A 20913-nucleotide genomic window follows, 5' to 3' on the forward strand; every position below is an offset into this window, starting at 1 on the left:
AGCTTGCACAAACCATTGCAACTCTCATGAAAAAGCCCCGCCTGTATTTCCTGCTTCTGCTTACGCTCACCCTTTCCTGTAGTGACGACGACGATGAAAACGCACGGCGCATTTCCATTACCGAAGACGATCGCGCATTTGTGCTTGCCGCTGCTGATGAAGGACTCTTCCAGATCAGCGCGGGTCAGCTTGCATTGGAGAACCAGGCTTCCAAAGACTATGCGGACTTTGCACAATTGATGATCGATGGTTATACAAAATCAAATGACGAGTTGAAGGCATTTGCAGCTGATAAAGACCTGACTATCCCCAACACGATTTCCGACGAGCGACAGCAGGCGCTCGACAGCCTCGCTTCCCGCAAAATGGTTGCTTTTGATACCACTTACGCAGCCACTATGGTAGCTATGCATACCAATACCATTTCCTTTTTTGAAGCTCAGGCAGGTACAGTTTCGGACAATGCATTAAAGTCCTGGATCAATGGAAAAATTCCGGTGTTGCGCAGCTATCTCGAACAAGCCAAAGCGCTCAGCAAGTCGCCGCAATAATGAAGGAGAAATTAATTGAAGTTGGATTATCCCCAATTGGAATAACCGTCGTTGGTAAGGATATCACGGCCACTGTGTAGTTTGAAATCCTGAATAATAGCATCCCGTTCAGCCAGGTTCTTGGGGTCGACGCTGATGATGATACCACCTTCTTTTACGCCCTCTTCGTATGTTTCCGAGTGTGTTGACGGAATTCGCGCACCAATAATCCCGCCCAGCGTGCGACCTGTAATTGCGCCTGTGATCCCGGCCACAACCGGGCCGGCAATGGATATCCCCAGTCCGGGTACAGCAATGAGGCTTAATGACATAAATAATCCGGTGAATGCGCCTGTCGCGCCACCGATCACCTTCCCTTTTTCTTCCTCATTCGCCGGTCTGGACTCCGGTTCGGAGTGATCGCTTGAATCGCTTAAATGCTTGTTCAGCGTTTCGTCGGACATGAGTACAGAGATCTCGTCTTCTGTGTAGCCTTTTTTCAAAAGCGATTTATATGCTTTATCCGCATCAGCCCTGGTCAGAAAAACAGCAGATACCGTACCCGGCGAGTCGTAAGCGTAGGATGAAGATTCTGTCATAGCGCAATCAGATACTTGGGACTTTTTGTATAGGTACGGGAGCTTCCTGCTCGTCACGTTCGGCCGGCTTAATGATCATCCGCAAAGACTGGTCTTTCGTGAAATACGCGACCATCCAGTTATAAAGCGTCTTGATCCTGTTACGCTGGTTGATCAATGCGATGAGGTGAATGAAAAGCCAGGCAAGCCACGCAATAAGACCTTTGAAATGAAGCTTGGGCCGTGGCATATCCACAACGGCTTTTGCACGACCGATAATCGCCATTGAACCTTTGTCGTGGTATGCAAACGGTTTCAATGTTTTGTTCTCGTCAGCCGCCTTGAAATTGTGGGCCAGTGTTTTCCCCTGCTGTATGGCAACCTGCGCTACCTGAGGGTGTCCCTGCGGGAAGTTGGCGTCAGTAAGTTGCAGGCACGCATCGCCGATCGCATATATATTATGCAGTCCATTGACTTTGTTATACGCATCTACAAGCATTCTGCGGCCTCTTCCGTAAGCTTCCGGCGGAACTCCGTCGAAAACTTTACCCGTAACTCCGGCAGCCCAGATGAGTGTTTTGGTTTCTATGAATTCACCGTCCGTGAAGTAAACCTTATCTTCCTTGAAGTCTACCACATGCGCATTCAGCTTGATTTTTACGCCCAGCTTGCTCAGCGCTTCGTAGGTATCCTGCTGCGATTTCACACTCATAGGCGAGAGCAAAGCGTCTCCCCCGTCGACCAGGTAAATTTCACTACCTTTTCCGGCAAGCTCGGGGTATTCTTTCCGCAGTACGCCGTTCCGCATTTCTGCAAACATCCCCGAAATCTCAACTCCGGTCGGCCCGCCGCCTGCAATTACAACGGTGAGCAGCTTTTTTACTTCGGCGGGATCTTCGCAGATCGTCGCCTTTTCCATTTGCTGAAGCAATTTGTTACGCATGCCGATTGCGTCTTCCAGCGTTTTCATCGGAGTGGAGTTGTTTTTCACATTCTCCATTCCGAAAAAGTTGGTTTCTGCGCCGGTTGCAAATACGAGCTGGTCGTATTCCAACTCTCCATTTGCGAGTATAATGCGGTTTTCCTCAGGTATTACCCTTGTAAATTCGCCAAGCCGGAAGTGCAGGTTTCTCCTTTCTGAAAACAGCTTTCTGAAAGGATAGCTGATGCTCGAAGGTTCCAGGAATGCAGTGGCTACCTGATATATCAATGGTGGAAAAAAATTGTAGTTGTTTTTATCCACCAATGTCACGTCAAACTTTTTGTTTTTGGCAAGATCCATAGCCAGGTTTACGCCGGCAAATCCTCCTCCAATGATAACGATTCTCATAAGTCCTGTTTTGGTCTTAGGGGGTCATGATTTTTATGTTCATTCAGAAGGGTTCAGATTTACCTGACTGCCAAATAGCATGCCAAAGCATTTTAAAAGTGCATCAAGCCATCGTATCGGTCATTTTTCCTGATTTTTTCAGATAACGGATATAACCGTACACCGCACCAAGCACCAGTACAATCGCCACGAACAGAATAATGCGCGAATCACTCTCGGGCACGAGCTGCGGATATTTGAAGATCAGGATCGCGCAGATACCCAGCAGCCAGACCAGCAGCGTGTTATACTCTTTCAGTATCCATCTTTTGTAATTGAAATTCATGCCGTCAAATGCGTGGGATATACCCCGGAAGTTGATCAGCCAGCGGTTAACACGGCTGCAATACGCATCGAACTGGGCACCGAATTTGTTACGCAGAAAGTTTTCCTCTGCTAGTACGATTGCCTGATAAATAAACAGAAAAAGGGGCATTACGATTCCCACATAAATGAGCGAATTGGCAAGAATTCCGACACCCAAAAGCATCAGGATATTCCCCACATACAGCGGGTTGCGGCAGTGATTGAAGATCCCCTCGGTCACCAGCTTTTCGGCATATACCTTCTTGTCTTTGCCACCGCGAATGATATAGGCCAGACCAATGGTGATCCCGCGGATAATCTCGCCTGCAAATGTCACCAGCAGCCCGAGAATGATCGGGTACAAATAGTATTTTTCACCGAATTGCTCGGGTTTGAAAAGTAATGGTGACGGGAGAAAAAGAAGGAGATAAAGAAAGATGAACAGATTGTTCCTGTACTTAAAAAAGAAGTTTCCTATTGCTATCATTATTTTTTATAAGCTATCATTCCTGAAAAATTGTACCACTTAAAGAATATTTCGCAATCCGCGAAACCGGCTTCCTTCAACAGGAGCATGTTTTCAGATAACTTATACGGGATCAGCACATTTTCGAGCGCCTCTCTCTTCTGGGAGATTTCGAGCTCGCTATAATGGTTTCTTCTTTTATAGTTATAGTAATATTTAATGAAGTCGCGATTGAAAACGGTGCTTTCAGCAAGAACCTTTTCTACCAGCAGCAGCACACCGCCGGGATTCAGTCCATCGTAGATGTTACGCAAAAGCCGCTCCCGGTAGAGCGGGCGTACAAATTGCATGGTAAGACAAAGGATTACTACCGAGGCATTTGAAATGGGTAAAGTCTCCTGCTGCAAATCGCCCGACTGTAAGTCGTAGGGACGCACGAAGCCGGCTTCTTTGAATTTGAGGTCGCACTTTTCAAGCATTTCCGGGGATTCGTCAATGCCGATAAATTTAATGTCAGACGGGATAAGCTTGTCGACTTCGATGAGCGTGGTGCCGGTAGAGCAGCCCAGGTCATATAAAAAGCTGCCTTCTTTGACGTGGTCCGCGGCAATTTCCGCGAGCATCCGCTGTGTTTCGTTGTAAAACGGTACAGAGCGGCTGACCATATCGTCAAACACTTTTACTACGGTAGTACCGAATTTAAAATCGGAGGCTTTGGTGATCTCGTCTTTGAAGACTTCATCCTGACCTCCGTTCTCAATATGCTCCATTTGTCAATAGTTAGATTACGTTAGATTTCGCTTGGCTTTTCGGTCAAAACCGAAAATTCCATTCCAAATATGCGAACTTGTTACGTAACCTTTACAAGCAACTGAATAATCCTGTTGCAATCTTATGACAATTTGGCGATTTGAGCCACTCAGGAGGGTTTTATACGTTGAACAATCGTCTTTCCGGTAGCAAGTTCTGTTCCCTTCAATTCTATGTAAAGAACATTTGGCGACCAGAATGTACCCCCGTCAATGCGGATGAAAACCCGGCTGAGAATGCATTCTTTTTTATCGATCGTGGCGTAAACGTGGTAGGTGTTGCGGCTGTCTCTTCTTAACTGTAACGGAAGCTTTGAATAAGCCACCGAACGCAGTTCGTAAGATGCATTGCCTTTGTCTTTCACATTGATACCGTAGGCAAACTTGCGCTGAAGATAATTTAGCTCTCTGCGCTCACCGCCATCGGTATATCTGATCCAGAATGTATTAACAGGATCTTTAACACTGAGCCGGCCCTGTTTGTCAGTATTTAGCTGATAACAGATTGTGTTTGCATTCGGGTCACGCTGGATGTAAAAGAGCAGACCAGGCACATCGCTTGGGACTGGGAATTCGTCCGGATTGGGCAGCTTATCGCCGTCCTTGTCGCCTGCGGAGAAAGTCCCCGAGTACGACGCCAGTATCAGGCTCAATGCCATCAACCAATTCCTCACATATTTCATAATAGATAAACGCTTCAGTAAATGGCCTGCGCGATCACTTCACGATCACACTCCCCATGCAAGACAACATGATTAACTGCCTCCTGGTTTCCAGAAAACGGCCCTGAAGACTGAATTTTTAATGTCGCCATTGCTGCTCCAAACTCCCCCGCTTCCTGTACATCCGCACCTCTTACTTTTTTGCTCAGGTATCCCGCCATATAAGTATCCCCGCAGCCGGTAGCATCCACCACAGCCGCAGGCTTGTAAGCCGGGATCTGGTAAAAATGATCGTCTTTGTAAACGAGCGACCCTTTGCTGCCGAGTGTAATGATTACTTCTTTCACGCCCATTCCGGCGATTATTTTCGCGCCCTCGCGGATATCGGAAGTACCGGCGATCACCTCCATTTCAAATTCGTTCGCTTTTAGTATCGACACGTGCGGCAGTGCTTCCTGCTTGTCTGCCCAGTCGGTGTAATACACTTTTTTATCCTTCACATAACGCAGGTAACCCTGAATATCGAGCGAAACCTCACCTTTGGATGCAAGATGTTTAAGTAAATCGAGCTGGATATCATCCGAAAGCAGCGGCCCCAGATGGAAGATGCGGGATTCTATTTCAGGCATTTGCTTCACTGTGAACGGAGCGGCTTTGTGCAGCACATTCTGTTCACGGTGGTCCTGGTTGGCACTGTAAATATTTTCGAAGTAAACTGTGTAGGGACTGTCCTGGGAGAAAACTTCAATGCGCTCGTCTCTGAGCGACTTCACAATGTGGCTTTCCTCCTCGGCGAGCGCGGTGACCAGCATGTATTTCACATCAAAATCCCGCAGCGCTTTTGAAAAATAAAACGAGGTGCCGCCAGGCATATAGTTGACCGACTGAGTAGTCACAACCTTGTCAAGGGTAATATGCCCTATCGTACAGATATCGTACATAAGCTTTTTATTAAAATTGATTTATAACCCCTTCTGCCTGAGCAAAATCGGTAATTTCAACAACACCTTCCAGCACCTGATCCGACCCGCCGGCATCTTCCCAGCCGGCTACATTCAGCCAGATAGCCTTGCAGCCCAGCTGCCTGGCCGGTGCAATGTCCTTCGAATATGAATCTCCGATCACAACACAGGCTTCGGCATTTAATCCGAGTGCATTTACCCCAAGCTGATAGATCTGCGGATCGGGTTTTCTCACGCCAACCACGGCAGATTCAACCACCGTTTGGAAGTAACCCAGGATACCGAAGTCTTCCAGTACGCTTTGAATGTTCCCGTAAAAATTGGAAACCATTACAAGCGGATAATTTGCTGAAAGTGCGGCAAGTACCGGCTTCGCATTCTCCACAGTAGTGCGTGCGAACTCATTGCATTCATGTGCAATGGCGTCTATTGCGCTCACATCAATATCGTGCCCGCTTTCCTGCAAAAAACGGAACTGCTCATTCAGTTTCAGTGAAAGAACGTCGTAGAATACATGCTGTGGCTGTACAAGCGGCTTGATAGCCAATGCCCGCTCGCCGTATTTGTAAGCCTGCGAAAATGCATCCCTGTCAACATTTACCCGATTGTGCTGGTAAGCTTCCCACAAAACATGCGCCCAATGCAGGCCATTGGTGTCGATTGTACCACCGTAGTCGAGTAAAATTCCGTTGATCATTAGTAATTGGCTTTCGGCAGTCGGCAATCGGCTATCAGCCTGGTGCGTTTTGCCTTGTTATGTATTTAAAAATTAGCGGTGCGCAGCCGCGGGTACGGCATTCAGGTCTTCAGTTCCCTGCTGCTCATCTGGCTTGGCTTTCTTGCTCATCAATGCAAGCCCTATGATGATCCAGACGATCTCTCTGATGCGCATTACAATGCCGATGAAAATACCTTGCGTGGCGGCGAGTCCTACGCTTCGCAATGCGAGTACCAGGCCGCCTTCGCGCGTGCCCAGCTGCATGGGGAAGAAGAATATCAGGTTGGCAAAAAGAGACGAGCCTGAGCTCACGATCAATGATTGTGAGAGACTCATTTCCATTCCGATCGCGTGGGCAGTGAAGAATATTTCAAGACAGCCGATCACACGGGCCACAAATTCATAAAACAGGGATGCGTAAAAAACATCGCGGCGCTGCGCATACAGAATGCGGATCTGCTCGTCAACTTCATACAGGTTCTCTGCATTTTTGATAGCGAATTCACGCGCGCGGTTTCCTACAAAAGGCAGTTTTTCAAGCAGGCGGAATGTGCTGACCATGAAGCCTTTTTTGTACACATTAATAAACCAGTAGCCCAATACCAGTCCCACAACCAGCAAAATCCCGCAACCAGCAAGCATCACATCGCTGAGCGGAACAACTGCGACGATCAGCACAATGCTTGCAAGCCAGAAAATCACGTGGGAAAACATGTGCATCAAACTGTAAAGCAGCACCGAAGAAGTCGCTTTTTTCAGTCCCAGTGCAGGTTTGAGTTCGAGGATCCGGTAAGGCTCCCCGCCCAGTGCAACAAAGGGGGTAATGTAATTAATGGCATAACCGGAGATCGTCAGCCTGAGAACAGCCCAGTATGACAGATTACTCTCGGGTACCGAAGGCTCGTGGATAATTGCTTTGAAAGCGAATGCATTCAACATATAAATCAGCAGCCAGCTTCCGATCACCGGTACAAACCAGATGCCGGTTAACTGGATGTTCTCCCAGATCACGTCAACCCCGGTGCCATAAATCATATAGCCCAGAGAAATGACGCCTATCGCGAGAAAAACTGCTTTATATATTTTGGTATTCATTGATTTTACCGCTCGTAATCTGCTGATGAAAATATTTGCTCACTTTTTCCTGGTTCGCGATCATGTAAATCAGAATGGGGTTCAGAACAAGCATATCAAAGAAGAAATAGATCCATGACTGGTCAATAAAAAGCCAGAGGAAAAGAAAAATGACGCGTGTATTGAACTGAACGATATTGGTATACTTCATCAAAGGCTTGTTCATCGCCCTGAAATCCGTCACAAGCTTTTCCGGTAATCCGTTTCTGTATTTGTTTCTGACAACCCAAAGCAGGTTTTGAAGGTTTGGTGAAAAACTTTCCTGCATTTTGGTATAGTTCAGGTAAAACCGCGCAACGAACTTCATTCCAAAGTTCCTGGTCCAGCTCAGCTTGTCATACTCCGTCTGCAACTCGCGGCTATTATCCAGCTCGCTGCCGGAAGTGCCTTTGATGAAGAATAAATGCACATTGCGGTAATAGTCCGCCATTGCGGATTGTACTACGTGTGAAGCACCGGCCAAAACTCCCCAAACCCAGATCCACGCAGTCCAGCCCTCATTCATGCCGCGCAAACACAGTGCAACGTGAATGGCAATAAACCAGAAATCGCCCGCTGCCCCGTCGAGAATGCGACCAAGACGACTTTTATCATTTGTCATCCGCGCAAGCTGTCCGTCGGCACTGTCCAGTGAATTGGCAAATACCAGCAACAGCATACCGATCACATTGATCCAGAGCTCCTGGGAATAGAACAGGATACCTGCCCCTACCCCGAAGAAAATACTAACGATAGTGACCGGATTGGGACGGATACCTACTTTGGCACAAAACAATGCGATCTGATACCCGATCGGGCGATAGAACCAGATATCGATCTGCTCCTCGGTATCGCTTGATTTTAATGAGTTTTGAAAAGCTGAATTACTGGGTTCGTCCTTTAATTCAGATGGTCCGGTAGTTGAAGTCTCCATTAATTGTCATTTGTAAATTCCTGAAAAATGCGGCCCGCAATATGTCCGGCCGCCTGATCCCGGCAAGGTGCAAAGCTCGGCCAGTCGTTCAGATCGATAATCCGGAATTGTCCGTCCTGCCCTACAATCGCGTCGCCTCCGTAAATACTTATACCAACGGCCTTCGCTGCCTCCGTCGCAACCTGCTGCAAATGTGCAGAGTCGAAGCTGTAATACGCTGAATTTCCATTAACCTGCTGATATTGGGCGTATTTATGGTGGTTGTTATCGTAAGGATAAAACCAGAAGAAAAAGTCGGTACCGCGCACACCGTAAAATTTCACCAGGTCACCCACGAGGTTCTCAGAAATTACCGCATCCGGGATATCGCGCAATGCATATTCCCGCAGGATTTCTTTCGCCTCTTCGCGGGAGGCAGCAAATGAAACATCCTCTTTATGGATCGCGTGAAAATCACCGCGTTTGATCCAGTATCCTTTGCCTTTGATATCGTCAAAAACCGTTTCCTGATCGTAGCTGGTAGGCACGATATAGCTGTCTGCCACGGGAATGTGGTGTTCGTTCAATGCTCTTGTCAGATTGGTACGAAAGCAGTTTTCGATGCCAAATGCTGAGTTAACCACTTTCACGCCACTGTTTTCCAGCTCCTGCAACCTGGCTACAACCTGCTTTTGTCTCGCCATTGTAAAAATCCTGGGCTGCTGCACTTCTTTCAACGCCAGGAATTCATCTTCACAGCAGATCGTCACTTTGCACCCCATTGCTTCAAGTGCTTTGGCTGTCAGCGAAAAGATCGCGTCATCGTTGCCAATGTGATTTGGCGAGTACTTTTTGTTTCGGTGTACGCCGAGTATTTCAATTTCATTCATACGCTGCCGGTAAATGAACCGGTCTTTAATTCATTGGTGTCAGTTTGTTTTCTGATTTTCAAGCGAGGTGTTCCTGGCTCAAAAAAGATTCTGCTGTTTCTATATCGCTGACGTGATCTACGTCGACGATTTTGGAAAATGGGTAAGCCTTCAATTCAATTCCTTCCGCCACAAGCTGCCGCTGAAAATTCCGCATTCTGGAAGTGCCGCTACGGACAGATTTCCCTAGAACTTCAATCGCTTTTTTGCGCAAACAGTAAATGCCGCCCGAGATATAGGGAGTCTGCATTTCATTGGAATCTGTAAATGCAGTGATGATCCCGCTTTCATTTACATGCACGAAAAGCGGACTTTCATCATCGATAAACGAGGTTACCGCCATTTGCCCGCCCAGGTCTGCATTGGATTCAAAGGCCGAAATAAATTCAGCAAATTCCTCCTCGCGGAAAATCGTGTCGGTGGTTGTGAGGCAAACTGCATCTATTCCGGCAACACCATCAAGCAACTCAAATGCGCTGTGCAATGAGCTGGGTGTTGATTTTTTAATGATATCAATGGGCAGATCCTTCCGTAGTTCGAGCAAATGCGCTTCGAGTTCCGGGGAGTTTTCATTGATGATAATCCTGATGCGCTCAGCCTGATTCCGCATGAAAATGCCGATCAGCCTGTCGATCATCATCTCGCCGCAAAGCGGTACCATCGGCTTCGGAAGTTGAAAACCTTCGCTGGCGAGCCGGGAACCTTCACCTGCGGCTATGATGGCGTAATTCATATAATTGGTGTCTAATGAAATTTGATACTAGAAGTCCAGCTTGAACCTGGCGCGAACACCCCATTCCGACACACCTGGGTTATCGAGATAGGTAAACCTTTTCACCAGATCAATCCGGATCAGCTTGAAAATATTGGCGATACCGACGCTGCCTTCAATGTAAGGTGCCCGCGACAATGTGTAGCTGATTGGCCTGCCTGACTCATCCACCGGGAAACGATATAGTGAAGGATGTAAGGCGGGATTATTCTCATCGCGCAAGCCGCCGACAAGACCTTTGAAACTGAACACTTCACGCAACTTCAACCTTTTCAGCAATGGTATTTTATTGAACAAAAACCCATTCATGTAATATTGCACATCCAGGCTTGCATAACGGTCGCTCACAAATTCCAGGAAGTTCATCAGGTTGAATGAATTGAGCTGGTAAGCGTAGGTCTGGTTAGCACGGTGGATTGTCAGCAGCGGGAACAATACATTTTTTCCAAAAATATAACCACCCTCTCCCGTCACATCTGCATATCCGAACTGCGACAAATAGAACCGTTTCGCAATGTTACCCGACAAATTGTGGTACCTATTCTGACCTTCGAAAACACCTTTCAAACCTGCATTGTAACGAACTGTAAAGATCGGATACCGGTTGATTATTGGCGTGCGGTACAACTTACCCTGATAGAATTGCTCGTTGGGCGCATAACGCAGTTCCAGGTTCGCCTCCGTGTTGTTCAGAATACCTTCGTCGTGGAGTGAACCGTCGGGATCGAGGCTTTGATAGCGAAGTATCCCGGCTGCGCGCTGGCTCCATTGCGTAAATCCGATTTTGTAAGACAAATGGTTATCAAACTCTCTGACGTATTCCAGCTTGTAAATGTCATTGTAAAGCCAGCGGTTATTGTCCCCGCGCTTGAATGAAAGCAGCAGGTTATCTTCCTGCACAAACTGCAGTTCCTGTCCGGGGATCTTAGTATCGCGCTGGTAGCTTGCCCTGATGTAGTTGAGCGGGAAATGATAAACCGATTTATTATTGATCGAATAGGTACCTGCTACGAAATACTTCCATTTCTCGTCCTTGAAACCGTAGGCGGTATATGCTTCAAAATACACGCGTTTGCTGAGTTCGGGCGTAGTTCTGCCACCGAAACGGAGCCTGAAACCTTCAACCGGGTTGAAGCTGTAAAAGGTATTAAAAGGGCCGATCTCCACTTTCCCGAGCGACTTGTAACCTGCCAGGAATAAGGTGGCAATGTCCATGGTACGCCGGAATGAGGGGATGGTCTGGAGTGTGTCTATATTCTTGTAAATGTCAAGCTCGGTAGCTTCCAGCGGAATGTGGCGCGCGCTTCCCCAGAAAGACTCCCCTACCTTAATCTCGGGATTGTACGCAATTTCCTCATTCGGACCTTTGTAAACGCTGTCAGGCCGACTCTGATTGATCGTATAATTTTTGAAGTTAACTACCCTCTGACCATATAGTCCCGCGCTTTTCTCACCCAGTGCAAACTCCATTGCGAGGGACGTCTTGCTTGGATGGTACCTGCCGTCAGCACTTTTCTCGAATTCGAGACTGGCTTCCAGGTCGCGCATAAAGTTGAGGTTAATGTCTTTGTTTACGGTTAGATAGGCATTCTGCACACCATATTTTCCGTCAAGGGTCACAAACAGCTTCCCTTCGAAAAGCATATCGGTCTTGTTTCTCGGAACAAAGCCGAGTTCGATCAGCCAGGGATCATTGGTTTTAATAGTATCCCGGATAAAGAACTTGTAAAATGTCGGCGCTGTATTTGCGATCGGGCTCAGCAGCAGGTTGGTAGCAATGGAAATATCATTATCATAAATATTGATATCTTCATACAACCTGTTGAAATACGCGCTCAAACCTTCATTGTCCACAAACTTGGCATCAAACTCTGCCCGACGGCTGGCCAGTACGCGCTGCTTTTTGGTGTACGGACTTTTACGAAAGTAAACCTGAGAAAGCTTTTCTTCTATAAATGCAGGGAGCATATTCTTGCCGCCCATTGCCGCAGAATCCTGGGTTTTGAACAAAAACTGGTAGTTCTTGAAAATACGCTTGTCCTTGAAATTGTCGGAAAGATTGCTCAATGCAAGTGAGATCTTTTCGTACTGTTCGTATTCCACATATTCGTTACCCGCCATTTTGTTCTCATCCTTGTGCGCAATCACCTCGCGGATAAGCTGTACTGCCGGATTATCCTTATTCCGGTAACGTCCTCTTCCTTTAACGGTTACCTCTTTCAGCATGGATGCATCCACAGCCAGCTTCACATCGATTACCTGTGAAATGCCGGGAGTGATCGGCTTTTCTACACTCAGGTAACCTACGTAAGTGAATTTGATGGTAGCGTAATTTTCACGGAGCGTCAATGCGTAGCGACCGTCTGCGTCAGAAGCTGTTCCCATAGTTGTACCCGGGATCAGCACCGAGACGAAAGGCAGGGTTTCACCTGTTTTTGCGTCTGTGACGGTACCTCTAATCGTAGTTGTATTTTGCGCTATGGCTACTCCCGACAATATCTGTATCAGACAGATAACCGGAGCGATTTTATACCATACCGACTTAAATATTGTTTTCATTTTTGAAGATCATAACACATGTTGTACCCATCCACCTCCGGCAGTTCACATACGGCGCGTGCCGCTGTTCCGATGGTGTGATCCGATATTAAATCAAATCGGGCGCAGGAATTAAAGCCAGTTGTTCTCTTTATACCATGTTAAAGTCTCCGCAAGTCCTTGTCGCAGGTCGTATTGCGGCTGGTAATGCAGATTGTTCCGGGCTGCGTCTATACTACAGTTCCAGTTTGAAGCGGTCAGCTCTTTGAGCTTCTCCCTGTTTAAGACAGGTGTTTTCGGTGAGAAGGAGTAAATGATGTCGAGCAGACCTGCCAGCCATTTTACCAGAATCATGGGCAGATGTGCACGAAAGATGTTTTTCCCGCTTATCTCTTTAAACCTGTCAGCCAATGCATAACGGTCGTAAGCATTCCCATCTGAAATGTTGTACACCGTTACTTCTTTCTTATTTTCAGTGAGTGCGGCCAGGGTGGCGGCTACCAGGTCCTTTACATATACAAAACTCAGTCGCTGGGGTTTGCTGCCAATGTAGGCATCCAATCCACCCGAAAGGGTTTTGAACAAAACAAAAAGGTCCTTTTCACCGGGTCCGTAAACCGCTGTGGGTCGAATAATTGTGAGAGGCAATCCGCTGACATCTTCCAGATACTTTTCCGCCAGCAGCTTGCTTTTTCCATAATCGGTCACTGGTCCTGGCAGCGTTTCTTCCGTGATCGGCTTTTGCTCGGAGTAGCTCAGCGGGCCAATGGCGGCCAGGCTACTCAGAAAAACAAACCGTTTCAATGGAATATCAGCTGACATTGCAGCTTGCGCCAGGTTCAGGGAATATTGGGCATTCACCAGATTGTAGGCAGCTGCCGTTTTTTCCTTGGTAACCCCCGCCGCATGTATAATGTATGTATAGCCTCCCGTTTCCAGTAAGTCTTTCAGCTTTTCACGGGAACTGAAATCTACGTTCACAACTTTGAGCGCAGCCGGATAGTCAGTTACCAGCTTTTGCAGGAAAGTCAGATCGCTGCTGGGCCTTACTGCAGCATGTACTTCCATGCCGTCGTTCAGCGCAGCTTCTACCAGGTGAAATCCGATAAACCCGCTCGCTCCTGTTATGAACACACGCTCTTTCATATCGCTTTTTCGTACAAGCGGTATTTTTTATACAGCTTTCCGTTAATCTGCTCAATGGCGTGGTTGATCAGATAGTTGTCTTCCAGCATCCACGAACATTCCGCAGTTTTAATGCCTTTTGTACGGCCATTTTTGATCACTCTTCCGTAAAGGCAGGCTTCAATGCCCAGTTTCCGGTAATCTTCCACAACGCCCAGTGTCAGTACGCGGAGGCCTTTGATATTCTTTTTACCAAAAAGCAGTTTGAAGATCCCCGTAGGCAACAGGCGGCCTTTTTTTATTTTTATCAAAATCTGGTTGATATCAGGTATTCCCAATATGAACCCGATCAGTTTGTTATCTTTTTCAGCAACAAGGCAAAAATCAGGGTCAAGAATCATTTTCAGATCTTTCGCGAGATAGTTGAACTCGTTTTCGGTCATCGGGACAAAGCCCAGGTTCTTGTCCCAGGCAGAATTATATACCTCCCGGATCTTGACCACTTCTTCCTTGAACTTTTTCAGGTCAATGGGACGGATCACAATGCCGCTTCTTTTAAGCCGCGTTTCCAATGCATCCATCAGGCGCACCGAGCGATCGTTCACAGACTCGGTTGTGATCTCGTAAGCAAACAGATCCGTCTTCTTTACCAGCCCCGCATTTTCCAGCAACTGCTGGTAGTAAGGCGCATTGTAAGGCATCATGGCCACAGGCGGGCGGTCGAAACCTTCAATCAGGAGCCCGCAGGTGTCGTTTGTAGACAGGTTCACCGGCCCCCAAACAGTATCAGCACCTTTTTCTCTCAACCAGCCGGAAGCTTCTTTAAGAAGCAGATTGACCGTTTCCTGGTCATTTATAGTATCAAAAAATCCAAAGAACCCATCATTGCGTTCAGTAAACGCATTGTGATTGGTATTAAAAATGGCAGCAATACGGCCCACAATCTCCTCCCCTTCATAGGCCAGGAAAAGCTTTACCTCGGAGTGTTCGTAAAACGGGTGCTTGCCCGGGGTAAGCATATCCTGCTGAGCGATAAACAGCTCAGGAACATAGCTCTTATCATTTTTATAGAGGGTGTGGGGAAAATCAATAAATGATTTGAGATCCCCAGAAGAGTTTACGGGTACAATTCGCTTCATAGTCTTTGTCTTTCAATAATGGCCTCCGGACATACTTCCCGATAAATGCGTGATATTTTATCAACTGCTTCTTCAATCTGACTGAAAGTATGTGTGGCCATCAGAGAAAACCGGATCAACGACTGTTCCGGACGTACTCCAGGCGATACAACTGGATTAACAAACACGCCTTCATCCTGCAAGCGTTTGGTCATAATAAAGGTTTTGTCGTTGTCCCTGATATACAATGGTAGGATCGGGCTCTCGGTTTGACCAAGATCGAATCCGTTGAACAACAACAATTCTTTGGCATATCTTGTATTTGCCCAAAGCCGCTCAATGTGATGTGGCTCAGACTCGATGATATCCAATGCTGCCAATGTACTTCCCACAGACGACGGCGTCATACTCGCGCTGAACATCAGCGAGCGTGCGCGGTGTTTCAGATAGTCGATCGTAGCTGCATCACCGGCAATAAACCCGCCCAATGAAGCCAGCGACTTGCTGAATGTGCCCATTACCAGGTCGGTAGTGTCAGTTTGCCCGAAGTAAGAGGCTGTTCCGGCACCTTTATCTCCGATTACGCCAAGGCTGTGAGCGTCGTCTACAAGCACAGTGGCATCGTATTCCGCTGCAATTGCATTCAGCTCAGGCAACTTCACGATATCACCTTCCATACTGAAAATACCGTCTGTCGCGATCAGCTTGTCGGCTTCATCCGGCAGCAGGCTCAGCTTCTTGCGAAGATCCTGCATATCATTATGCGCGTATTTGATCACTTTTGAAAATGAAAGGCGGCTGCCATCGATGATCGAAGCATGGTCGCTTTCATCCAGAATGAGATAGTCATTTCTTCCGGTGAGACAGGAAAGTGCACCGAGGTTGGCCTGGTAACCGGTACTGAACAACACAGCACCTTCTTTGCCAGTGTATTTGGCAAGCCTGCGTTCCAGCTCCTCGTGAATGTCCAGTGTCCCGTTCAGGAAACGTGACCCAGCACAGCCTGTACCATATTTCTGAGCCGCTTTTTGAGCCGCCTCGATAATGTAAGGGTGTGAAGTAAGTCCCAGATAAGAATTAGACCCGAACATCAAAACGGTCTTCCCGTTGATAATCACCTCCGTATCCTGGCCGGATTCAATGGGTCTGAAAAAAGGATAAAGACCTTTTGCCTTAATGGCTGCCGCGTCTTTGAATTCGGCTATGCGCTTATTTAGTTTTTTACCCATAAATAATTAATGTCAGAATCAACAGCTTCTTTTAGGGGGTGCCGGGAGGCGTCAGGTTCAGGCCTGATCTAATTGACTTCTGGCAATCAATTGGTGTTGTAGTTGATGTTTTCCATATAAAACGAAATTAATGGGTGCTGAGTAATAGGAGACTCGATGCATTTACCGGACCGCTGGTGATTCACCCAGATCAACGTAAACCCGAAAATGGCCATTTTTACGTATACAATCGTTCCGATTAACGGGTTAACCACATACCTCTTCTTCTGGTTCACAAAACTGCCTGCTCTTTTTGTATTTTACCGTTAAAAACCGATTAAATCTTCAAAGGCGTTTCGCTGTTCTTGCCTTTTTGCAGGATCGGCGCAACTACAATATCAGTCTTACCGACCTCCTTTTACTCTTGAATTAATTGATTGGCGAAAGCAGTTACTGATTGGACAAAGCCTTAAAATGTTCATTGTCTGGACTTAATACTAAACTAAGCCTTTTATCCAAAACAACCGGCCCCTTTCTAAAAAATGCATTCCATCATTCCTGATCCCGCCATACTGCCTTTCCTGCCGGCTTTTTGGATTTGCATTTAACGTTGATCAATATGAGACCACCCGCTGTCTGCTCCAACTCTAAAATTACCGGCGGTTGAACCGGTGGATAAGCGACAGTCAAACGTTTAATAATTGTTCATTTTAGGCCGCTATGCTCCCGTTTCCTTAAAATCTCACTTTTCGAGGATCAGATAATTACAGATCATCGCCTTTACGTGCTCCTTGTGATTTTCTGCAAAAGCTTCAAATTCCTCGGCAGAGATACCAAACACCTTCTGGTGCATTTCTTTGCCCAAAAACAAAAACTCAATGCAGCTTGTCATCAAAGGCAAGATGCTTTCCATGGGTACCGGGCGCAAAACCCCGCTTTCAATTCCCTCGGCAAGTTGCTGGTTAAACAGCGTTGATTTGAGCTGACTATACAGCGACAATTTCACCAACAGCCTTTCCGGTTCCTTGTGGATTTCGTTCATGATGAAAATGACCAGGTCTGGCTCCTGCCTCATCATGCGGTAATTGTTTTCAACTACCTCCGAAATCTTTGTTTTGATATCAATCGGCTTGTTCAGGATATGGATAATGTTCTGGAAATACATTTCCATTAAATCCTTGAATATCTCCATAAACAACTTCTCCTTACTTCTGAAGTAATAGTTGGTTAGAGCAATATTCATATCAGCCTCTTTGGCGATATCGCGGGATGTAGTGCCATCGAAACCCTTTTTCAGGAAAACCCGCTTCGCCGCTTCTCTGATCTTGTCCTCACTTTTTTCAGATACGCACTTCACAATGTCGAATAGTTAGGTTGAAATTGGTTTCTAAAACAAGCTTTTACTAAATCCGTGAGTCAAATGTCAGGAGTAAAATTGACTTGTACAAGCGTATGAAACGAATATTTTAAACGGTTGTTTAAAATATTCGTTCAGGGGAATGGTTTCGCGGAAAAATGCAAAATTTAAGCTACCTAGAAAGAGTGCTCCACTCTGTTACCTGCTCTCCTTTTCTTTCTACAAGCCACACCTTCGTACCCGGAAATCGTTTGATCATTTTCTTGCTCTTCTCGATCCCTGCCACACTGAATGCAGTGGCAAGTGCATCGGAGATTGTGCCGCCGTCACAAATGGCGGTAGTGCGGACATGGAATAGCAGCCCGATTCCTGTTTTCGGATCAACAATGTGCGAGTATCTGACACCTTTATATTCCATGTATCGGTAAGTAGGTCCCGAAGTAGCCAGTGAAGTATTAGCTAACTGAATCGTTTTCAGCGAATCGCTCCCATTGGAAATGGTAATGTTCCACCCTTCGGTGCCGGGAGGCGGATTGGTCATCACGATCTTCCCGCCTGCGTCCATCATTGCTGAGGTAATTCCCAACTTTTTCAATTCCTTCAATGCTTCCTCGGCGGCGAAACCTTTCCCCAAACCGCCGATATCCAGCCGCATTCCCTTTTGCGTGAGGAGCACACTGCGGGTTTTAGCATTCAGCTTCATTTTATTATAGCCTGTTTTAGACCGGGCATCGGCTATTTCCTGCTCGCTTGGGAAAGTACCTTTTCGCGTTGCATGCCGCCACATTTGAACAACCGGCCCGAGCGTCACATCAAAAACGCCGTCGCACTTTTTACTGATATCCTGCGAAATGGCGAGTATATCAAAAAGGTCTTTGCTCACCGGTACCCACTTGCCGCTACCCGACTGTGCAGAAAGCCGGTTGATTTCACTCCCGTCACGGTAGTCACTCATGATCTCATTCAACTCCTCCACCCTGCGAAACGCATTGTCGGCAGCACGCTTGGCCAGTGTATCGCTTGTTGTGTAAAACACGAGCTTAAACGGAGAACCCATCAATCCTTTTTCGAAACTATAACGTGTCTCCTGCCCGGAGACAATTTGGGGTACGCTGAAAATCAGGAGGAAAGCTAAAATGCGGAAGTAGTTCATGCGGAATTGGAAAGAAACGAATGCGAAAATTACAGCATTTGAACGGTTTGAGGTCCAGGAAAATTGATTTTTGAAACCCAATAAACAAAAAAAGGGTACGAACCTCCCGGTCCATACCCTGTCCTTATTGCGGTATACCTTATCAGCCGTAGTAATCCAGAAGACTGTTCCGGTCGGCGTGGTTATGATGTGAATTCATTGCGTCCTTGATCAAACCCGCGCCAATAAAGGGCAGGGATACGATGGTTGAGATTATCATCGCGACGAACAAAATGGTTGCAAAGAAAAACTTCCCGCAATAATATATGACGTTTGACAGTATGCTCATAATGCAAAAATTTATATGGTACTATTCCTTTTCAAAATTAAATTAAATAATCATGCCATCATTATTTTTTGGACGATTTTAGCATTTTTTAAGAAATTTTTAATTATTCTATTTACTGAAAGTCAGCATTGTAGTATAATGACTACAACATTCTACGTGAATTTTGATGCTAAAATCGTATAATGAGTAATAAGTCTGAAATTCCGGCACTCACACAGGCAATTTTTTCAACACCCGCCCACCGGCGCATTGGATTTGTGAAAAGAGTATATTGCATCTACGCAGTTTCAACCGTTTGTTTCACTCCAGATGAAAAGAAGAACCTTCATTAACCTTGCCTCCGCCGCAAGCTTCGCTCCGTTTGCATTTACTATTTCAGGATGTACCTCCCAGTCCAAAGAAAAGTCATCGGAAAAGCCTTCCGAAAACGACATCAAGGAAATGACTGTCGCGGAAATGCAGCAGTTAATGCAGGAAAACAAACTAAGCGCACGAAAGCTCACTCAGTTTTACCTCGACCAGATTAAAACCATAGACGAAAATGGGCCGGCTCTGAAGTCGGTCATTGAACTGAATCCCGATGCGCTGAGTATTGCTGACGCAATGGACCAGGAACGAAAAAACGGGAAGCTGCGCGGCCCGCTCCACGGAATACCTGTCTTGATCAAAGACAACATTGATACTGCTGACAAAATGCAAACCACCGCCGGCTCCATCGCATTAGCCGGAAATATTGCCTCAAAAGATGCATTTGTTGTTAAGAAGCTCCGGGAAGCAGGCGCGGTGATTCTCGGGAAAACGAATTTGAGCGAGTGGGCCAACTTTCGTTCGAGCCGCTCCTCCAGCGGTTGGAGCAGTCGCGGCGGACAGACCAAAAACCCTTATGTACTCGATCGTTCGCCTTGCGGATCAAGCTCTGGCTCCGGGGTAGCAGTGGCGGCGAATCTCTGCGCGGTTGCAATTGGAACTGAAACAAATGGCTCTATCGCCTGCCCTGCATCGATGAACGGGGTTGTTGGCATCAAGCCGACCGTCGGGCTCGTGAGCAGGAGCGGCATAATTCCTATCTCCAAGACGCAGGATACCGCCGGCCCGTTTGGCAGGACAGTAGCTGACGCGGCTGCATTGCTCGCGGTAATCGCTGGTGCGGATCCCGCAGACCCGGCCAGATATGCAGGCAACGAACCGATTCCCGATTACCTGAAATCACTGAACCGCGACGCATTGAAAGGCAAGCGCATCGGCGTTGAAAAATCGTTTTTGAAACAACATGAAGCAATTGATTCGCTGCTGAAAAAAGCGCTGGACCAGATGGAAAGTCTGGGTGCGGAAATCGTGGAAATTGAATTTATGAAGACGCAGGATACAGAAGGCGCCGAATCCGATCTGCTGCAATTTGAATTCAAGGACGGTGTGAACCGGTACCTTGCCGGTTCGAATGCAAAAGTAAAGTCACTGGAAGGTCTCATCGCATTTAACAACACCAACAAAGCGAAGGCAATGCCCTATTTTCAGCAGGAGTTGTTTGAAACATCCCAGCAAAAAGGCGACCTGGAAAGTAAGGAATACAAGGCAGCTTTACGCAAGATCAATCAGGTAGCCGATCGGCTTAATCGGGAATTTGAAAAGAGTAAACTGGACGCGTGCTGCGGACCAGCCACCGGCGCCTCCTGGTGCATTGATCCGGTCAACGGCGATTTCTGGACAGGGTACGGATCCTACGGACCTGCGGCCATTGCCGGCTTTCCCTCCATTACCGTACCGATGGGAAATGTAAGCGAGCTGCCTGTCGGGATATCCTTTTTGGGACGTGCATTCAGCGAGCCTGAACTGATCGGGATTGCATATGCTTACGAGCAGGCATCGCGAAACCGCATCGCTCCCAAGTTCATTGAAAGTATAGGTAAAGCATGATGAAATGTAAATAATCGGCTACCTAAGTAGTAATCCGTGCACATT

20 protein-coding genes are annotated in these 20913 nt (G+C 46.9%); 2 read left to right on the forward strand and 18 right to left on the reverse strand.

Annotated elements, in window-relative coordinates:
- The first annotated feature begins 26 nt into the window (after positions 1 to 26).
- A complete protein-coding gene (locus ASG33_RS12290; RefSeq protein ID WP_056285131.1) occupies positions 27 to 551 on the forward strand; it encodes a DUF4142 domain-containing protein in 525 nt (174 codons plus the stop codon).
- Between the two features lie 26 nt (positions 552 to 577).
- On the opposite strand, the gene ASG33_RS12295 is transcribed toward ASG33_RS12290, so the two are convergent.
- The 18 genes from ASG33_RS12295 to ASG33_RS12385 form a co-directional block, all read right to left on the reverse strand.
- A complete protein-coding gene (locus tag ASG33_RS12295; RefSeq protein WP_056285133.1) occupies positions 578 to 1129 on the reverse strand; it encodes a hypothetical protein in 552 nt (183 codons plus the stop codon).
- 7 nt (positions 1130 to 1136) lie between these two features.
- Positions 1137 to 2438 carry an NAD(P)/FAD-dependent oxidoreductase gene (locus ASG33_RS12300; RefSeq protein ID WP_056285136.1) on the reverse strand — a complete coding sequence of 434 codons (1302 nt, stop codon included), beginning with the start codon at positions 2436 to 2438 and terminating at the stop codon, positions 1137 to 1139.
- A gap of 103 nt (positions 2439 to 2541) precedes the next feature.
- Positions 2542 to 3270 (reverse strand): isoprenylcysteine carboxylmethyltransferase family protein, encoded by a 729-nt coding sequence (locus ASG33_RS12305; protein ID WP_056285139.1) that lies wholly within the window; start codon positions 3268 to 3270, stop codon positions 2542 to 2544.
- Complete coding sequence (cmoA, locus tag ASG33_RS12310) at positions 3270 to 4019, reverse strand: carboxy-S-adenosyl-L-methionine synthase CmoA (RefSeq protein ID WP_056285142.1); 750 nt, start codon at positions 4017 to 4019, stop codon at positions 3270 to 3272. The genes ASG33_RS12305 and cmoA overlap by 1 nt, the downstream gene beginning before the upstream one ends.
- A gap of 149 nt (positions 4020 to 4168) precedes the next feature.
- Positions 4169 to 4741 carry a DUF4833 domain-containing protein gene (locus ASG33_RS12315; RefSeq protein WP_056285146.1) on the reverse strand — a complete coding sequence of 191 codons (573 nt, stop codon included), beginning with the start codon at positions 4739 to 4741 and terminating at the stop codon, positions 4169 to 4171.
- A 14-nt stretch (positions 4742 to 4755) separates the two neighbouring features.
- A complete protein-coding gene (locus ASG33_RS12320; RefSeq protein ID WP_056285148.1) occupies positions 4756 to 5661 on the reverse strand; it encodes a PfkB family carbohydrate kinase in 906 nt (301 codons plus the stop codon).
- Between the two features lie 10 nt (positions 5662 to 5671).
- Positions 5672 to 6379, reverse strand: a complete 708-nt coding sequence (locus tag ASG33_RS12325; protein ID WP_056285151.1) for an HAD family hydrolase — start codon at positions 6377 to 6379, stop codon at positions 5672 to 5674.
- A 72-nt stretch (positions 6380 to 6451) separates the two neighbouring features.
- Positions 6452 to 7495, reverse strand: coding sequence for a lysylphosphatidylglycerol synthase transmembrane domain-containing protein (locus ASG33_RS12330; protein WP_056285155.1), 1044 nt, complete (start codon positions 7493 to 7495; stop codon positions 6452 to 6454).
- A complete protein-coding gene (locus ASG33_RS12335) occupies positions 7476 to 8447 on the reverse strand; it encodes a CDP-alcohol phosphatidyltransferase family protein (protein ID WP_056285158.1) in 972 nt (323 codons plus the stop codon). The genes ASG33_RS12330 and ASG33_RS12335 overlap by 20 nt, the downstream gene beginning before the upstream one ends.
- Positions 8447 to 9316 carry a hypothetical protein gene (locus tag ASG33_RS12340; protein WP_056285161.1) on the reverse strand — a complete coding sequence of 290 codons (870 nt, stop codon included), beginning with the start codon at positions 9314 to 9316 and terminating at the stop codon, positions 8447 to 8449. The genes ASG33_RS12335 and ASG33_RS12340 overlap by 1 nt, the downstream gene beginning before the upstream one ends.
- Positions 9317 to 9374: 58 nt before the next feature.
- Positions 9375 to 10088: an NDP-sugar synthase gene (locus tag ASG33_RS12345; protein ID WP_056285164.1), complete on the reverse strand. Its 714-nt coding sequence runs from the start codon at positions 10086 to 10088 to the stop codon at positions 9375 to 9377.
- Between the two features lie 27 nt (positions 10089 to 10115).
- Entirely contained in the window at positions 10116 to 12686 is a 2571-nt protein-coding gene (locus ASG33_RS12350) for a DUF5686 and carboxypeptidase-like regulatory domain-containing protein (protein WP_056285167.1), read from the reverse strand.
- Between the two features lie 111 nt (positions 12687 to 12797).
- On the reverse strand, positions 12798 to 13811 hold the full coding sequence (locus ASG33_RS12355) for an NAD(P)-dependent oxidoreductase (protein WP_056285170.1): 1014 nt from the start codon (positions 13809 to 13811) through the stop codon (positions 12798 to 12800).
- Positions 13808 to 14929 (reverse strand): hypothetical protein, encoded by a 1122-nt coding sequence (locus ASG33_RS12360; RefSeq protein WP_056285173.1) that lies wholly within the window; start codon positions 14927 to 14929, stop codon positions 13808 to 13810. The genes ASG33_RS12355 and ASG33_RS12360 overlap by 4 nt, the downstream gene beginning before the upstream one ends.
- A complete protein-coding gene (gene spt, locus ASG33_RS12365) occupies positions 14926 to 16137 on the reverse strand; it encodes a serine palmitoyltransferase (RefSeq protein ID WP_056285178.1) in 1212 nt (403 codons plus the stop codon). The genes ASG33_RS12360 and spt overlap by 4 nt, the downstream gene beginning before the upstream one ends.
- Positions 16138 to 16858: 721 nt before the next feature.
- The gene (locus ASG33_RS12375; protein ID WP_056285184.1) at positions 16859 to 17473 is read right to left on the reverse strand and encodes a TetR/AcrR family transcriptional regulator; all 615 of its coding nucleotides are present in this window, start codon (positions 17471 to 17473) and stop codon (positions 16859 to 16861) included.
- 172 nt (positions 17474 to 17645) lie between these two features.
- Positions 17646 to 18626: an FAD:protein FMN transferase gene (locus ASG33_RS12380; protein WP_056286461.1), complete on the reverse strand. Its 981-nt coding sequence runs from the start codon at positions 18624 to 18626 to the stop codon at positions 17646 to 17648.
- 142 nt (positions 18627 to 18768) lie between these two features.
- Positions 18769 to 18954, reverse strand: coding sequence for a hypothetical protein (locus tag ASG33_RS12385; protein ID WP_056285187.1), 186 nt, complete (start codon positions 18952 to 18954; stop codon positions 18769 to 18771).
- Positions 18955 to 19263: 309 nt separating this feature from the next.
- Between ASG33_RS12385 and ASG33_RS12390 the strand changes: the two genes are divergently transcribed.
- Complete coding sequence (locus ASG33_RS12390; RefSeq protein ID WP_056285188.1) at positions 19264 to 20868, forward strand: amidase; 1605 nt, start codon at positions 19264 to 19266, stop codon at positions 20866 to 20868.
- The last annotated feature ends 45 nt before the right edge of the window (positions 20869 to 20913 follow it).

It is taken from the genome of Dyadobacter sp. Leaf189 (assembly GCF_001424405.1).
Taxonomy (GTDB): Bacteria; Bacteroidota; Bacteroidia; order Cytophagales; family Spirosomataceae; genus Dyadobacter.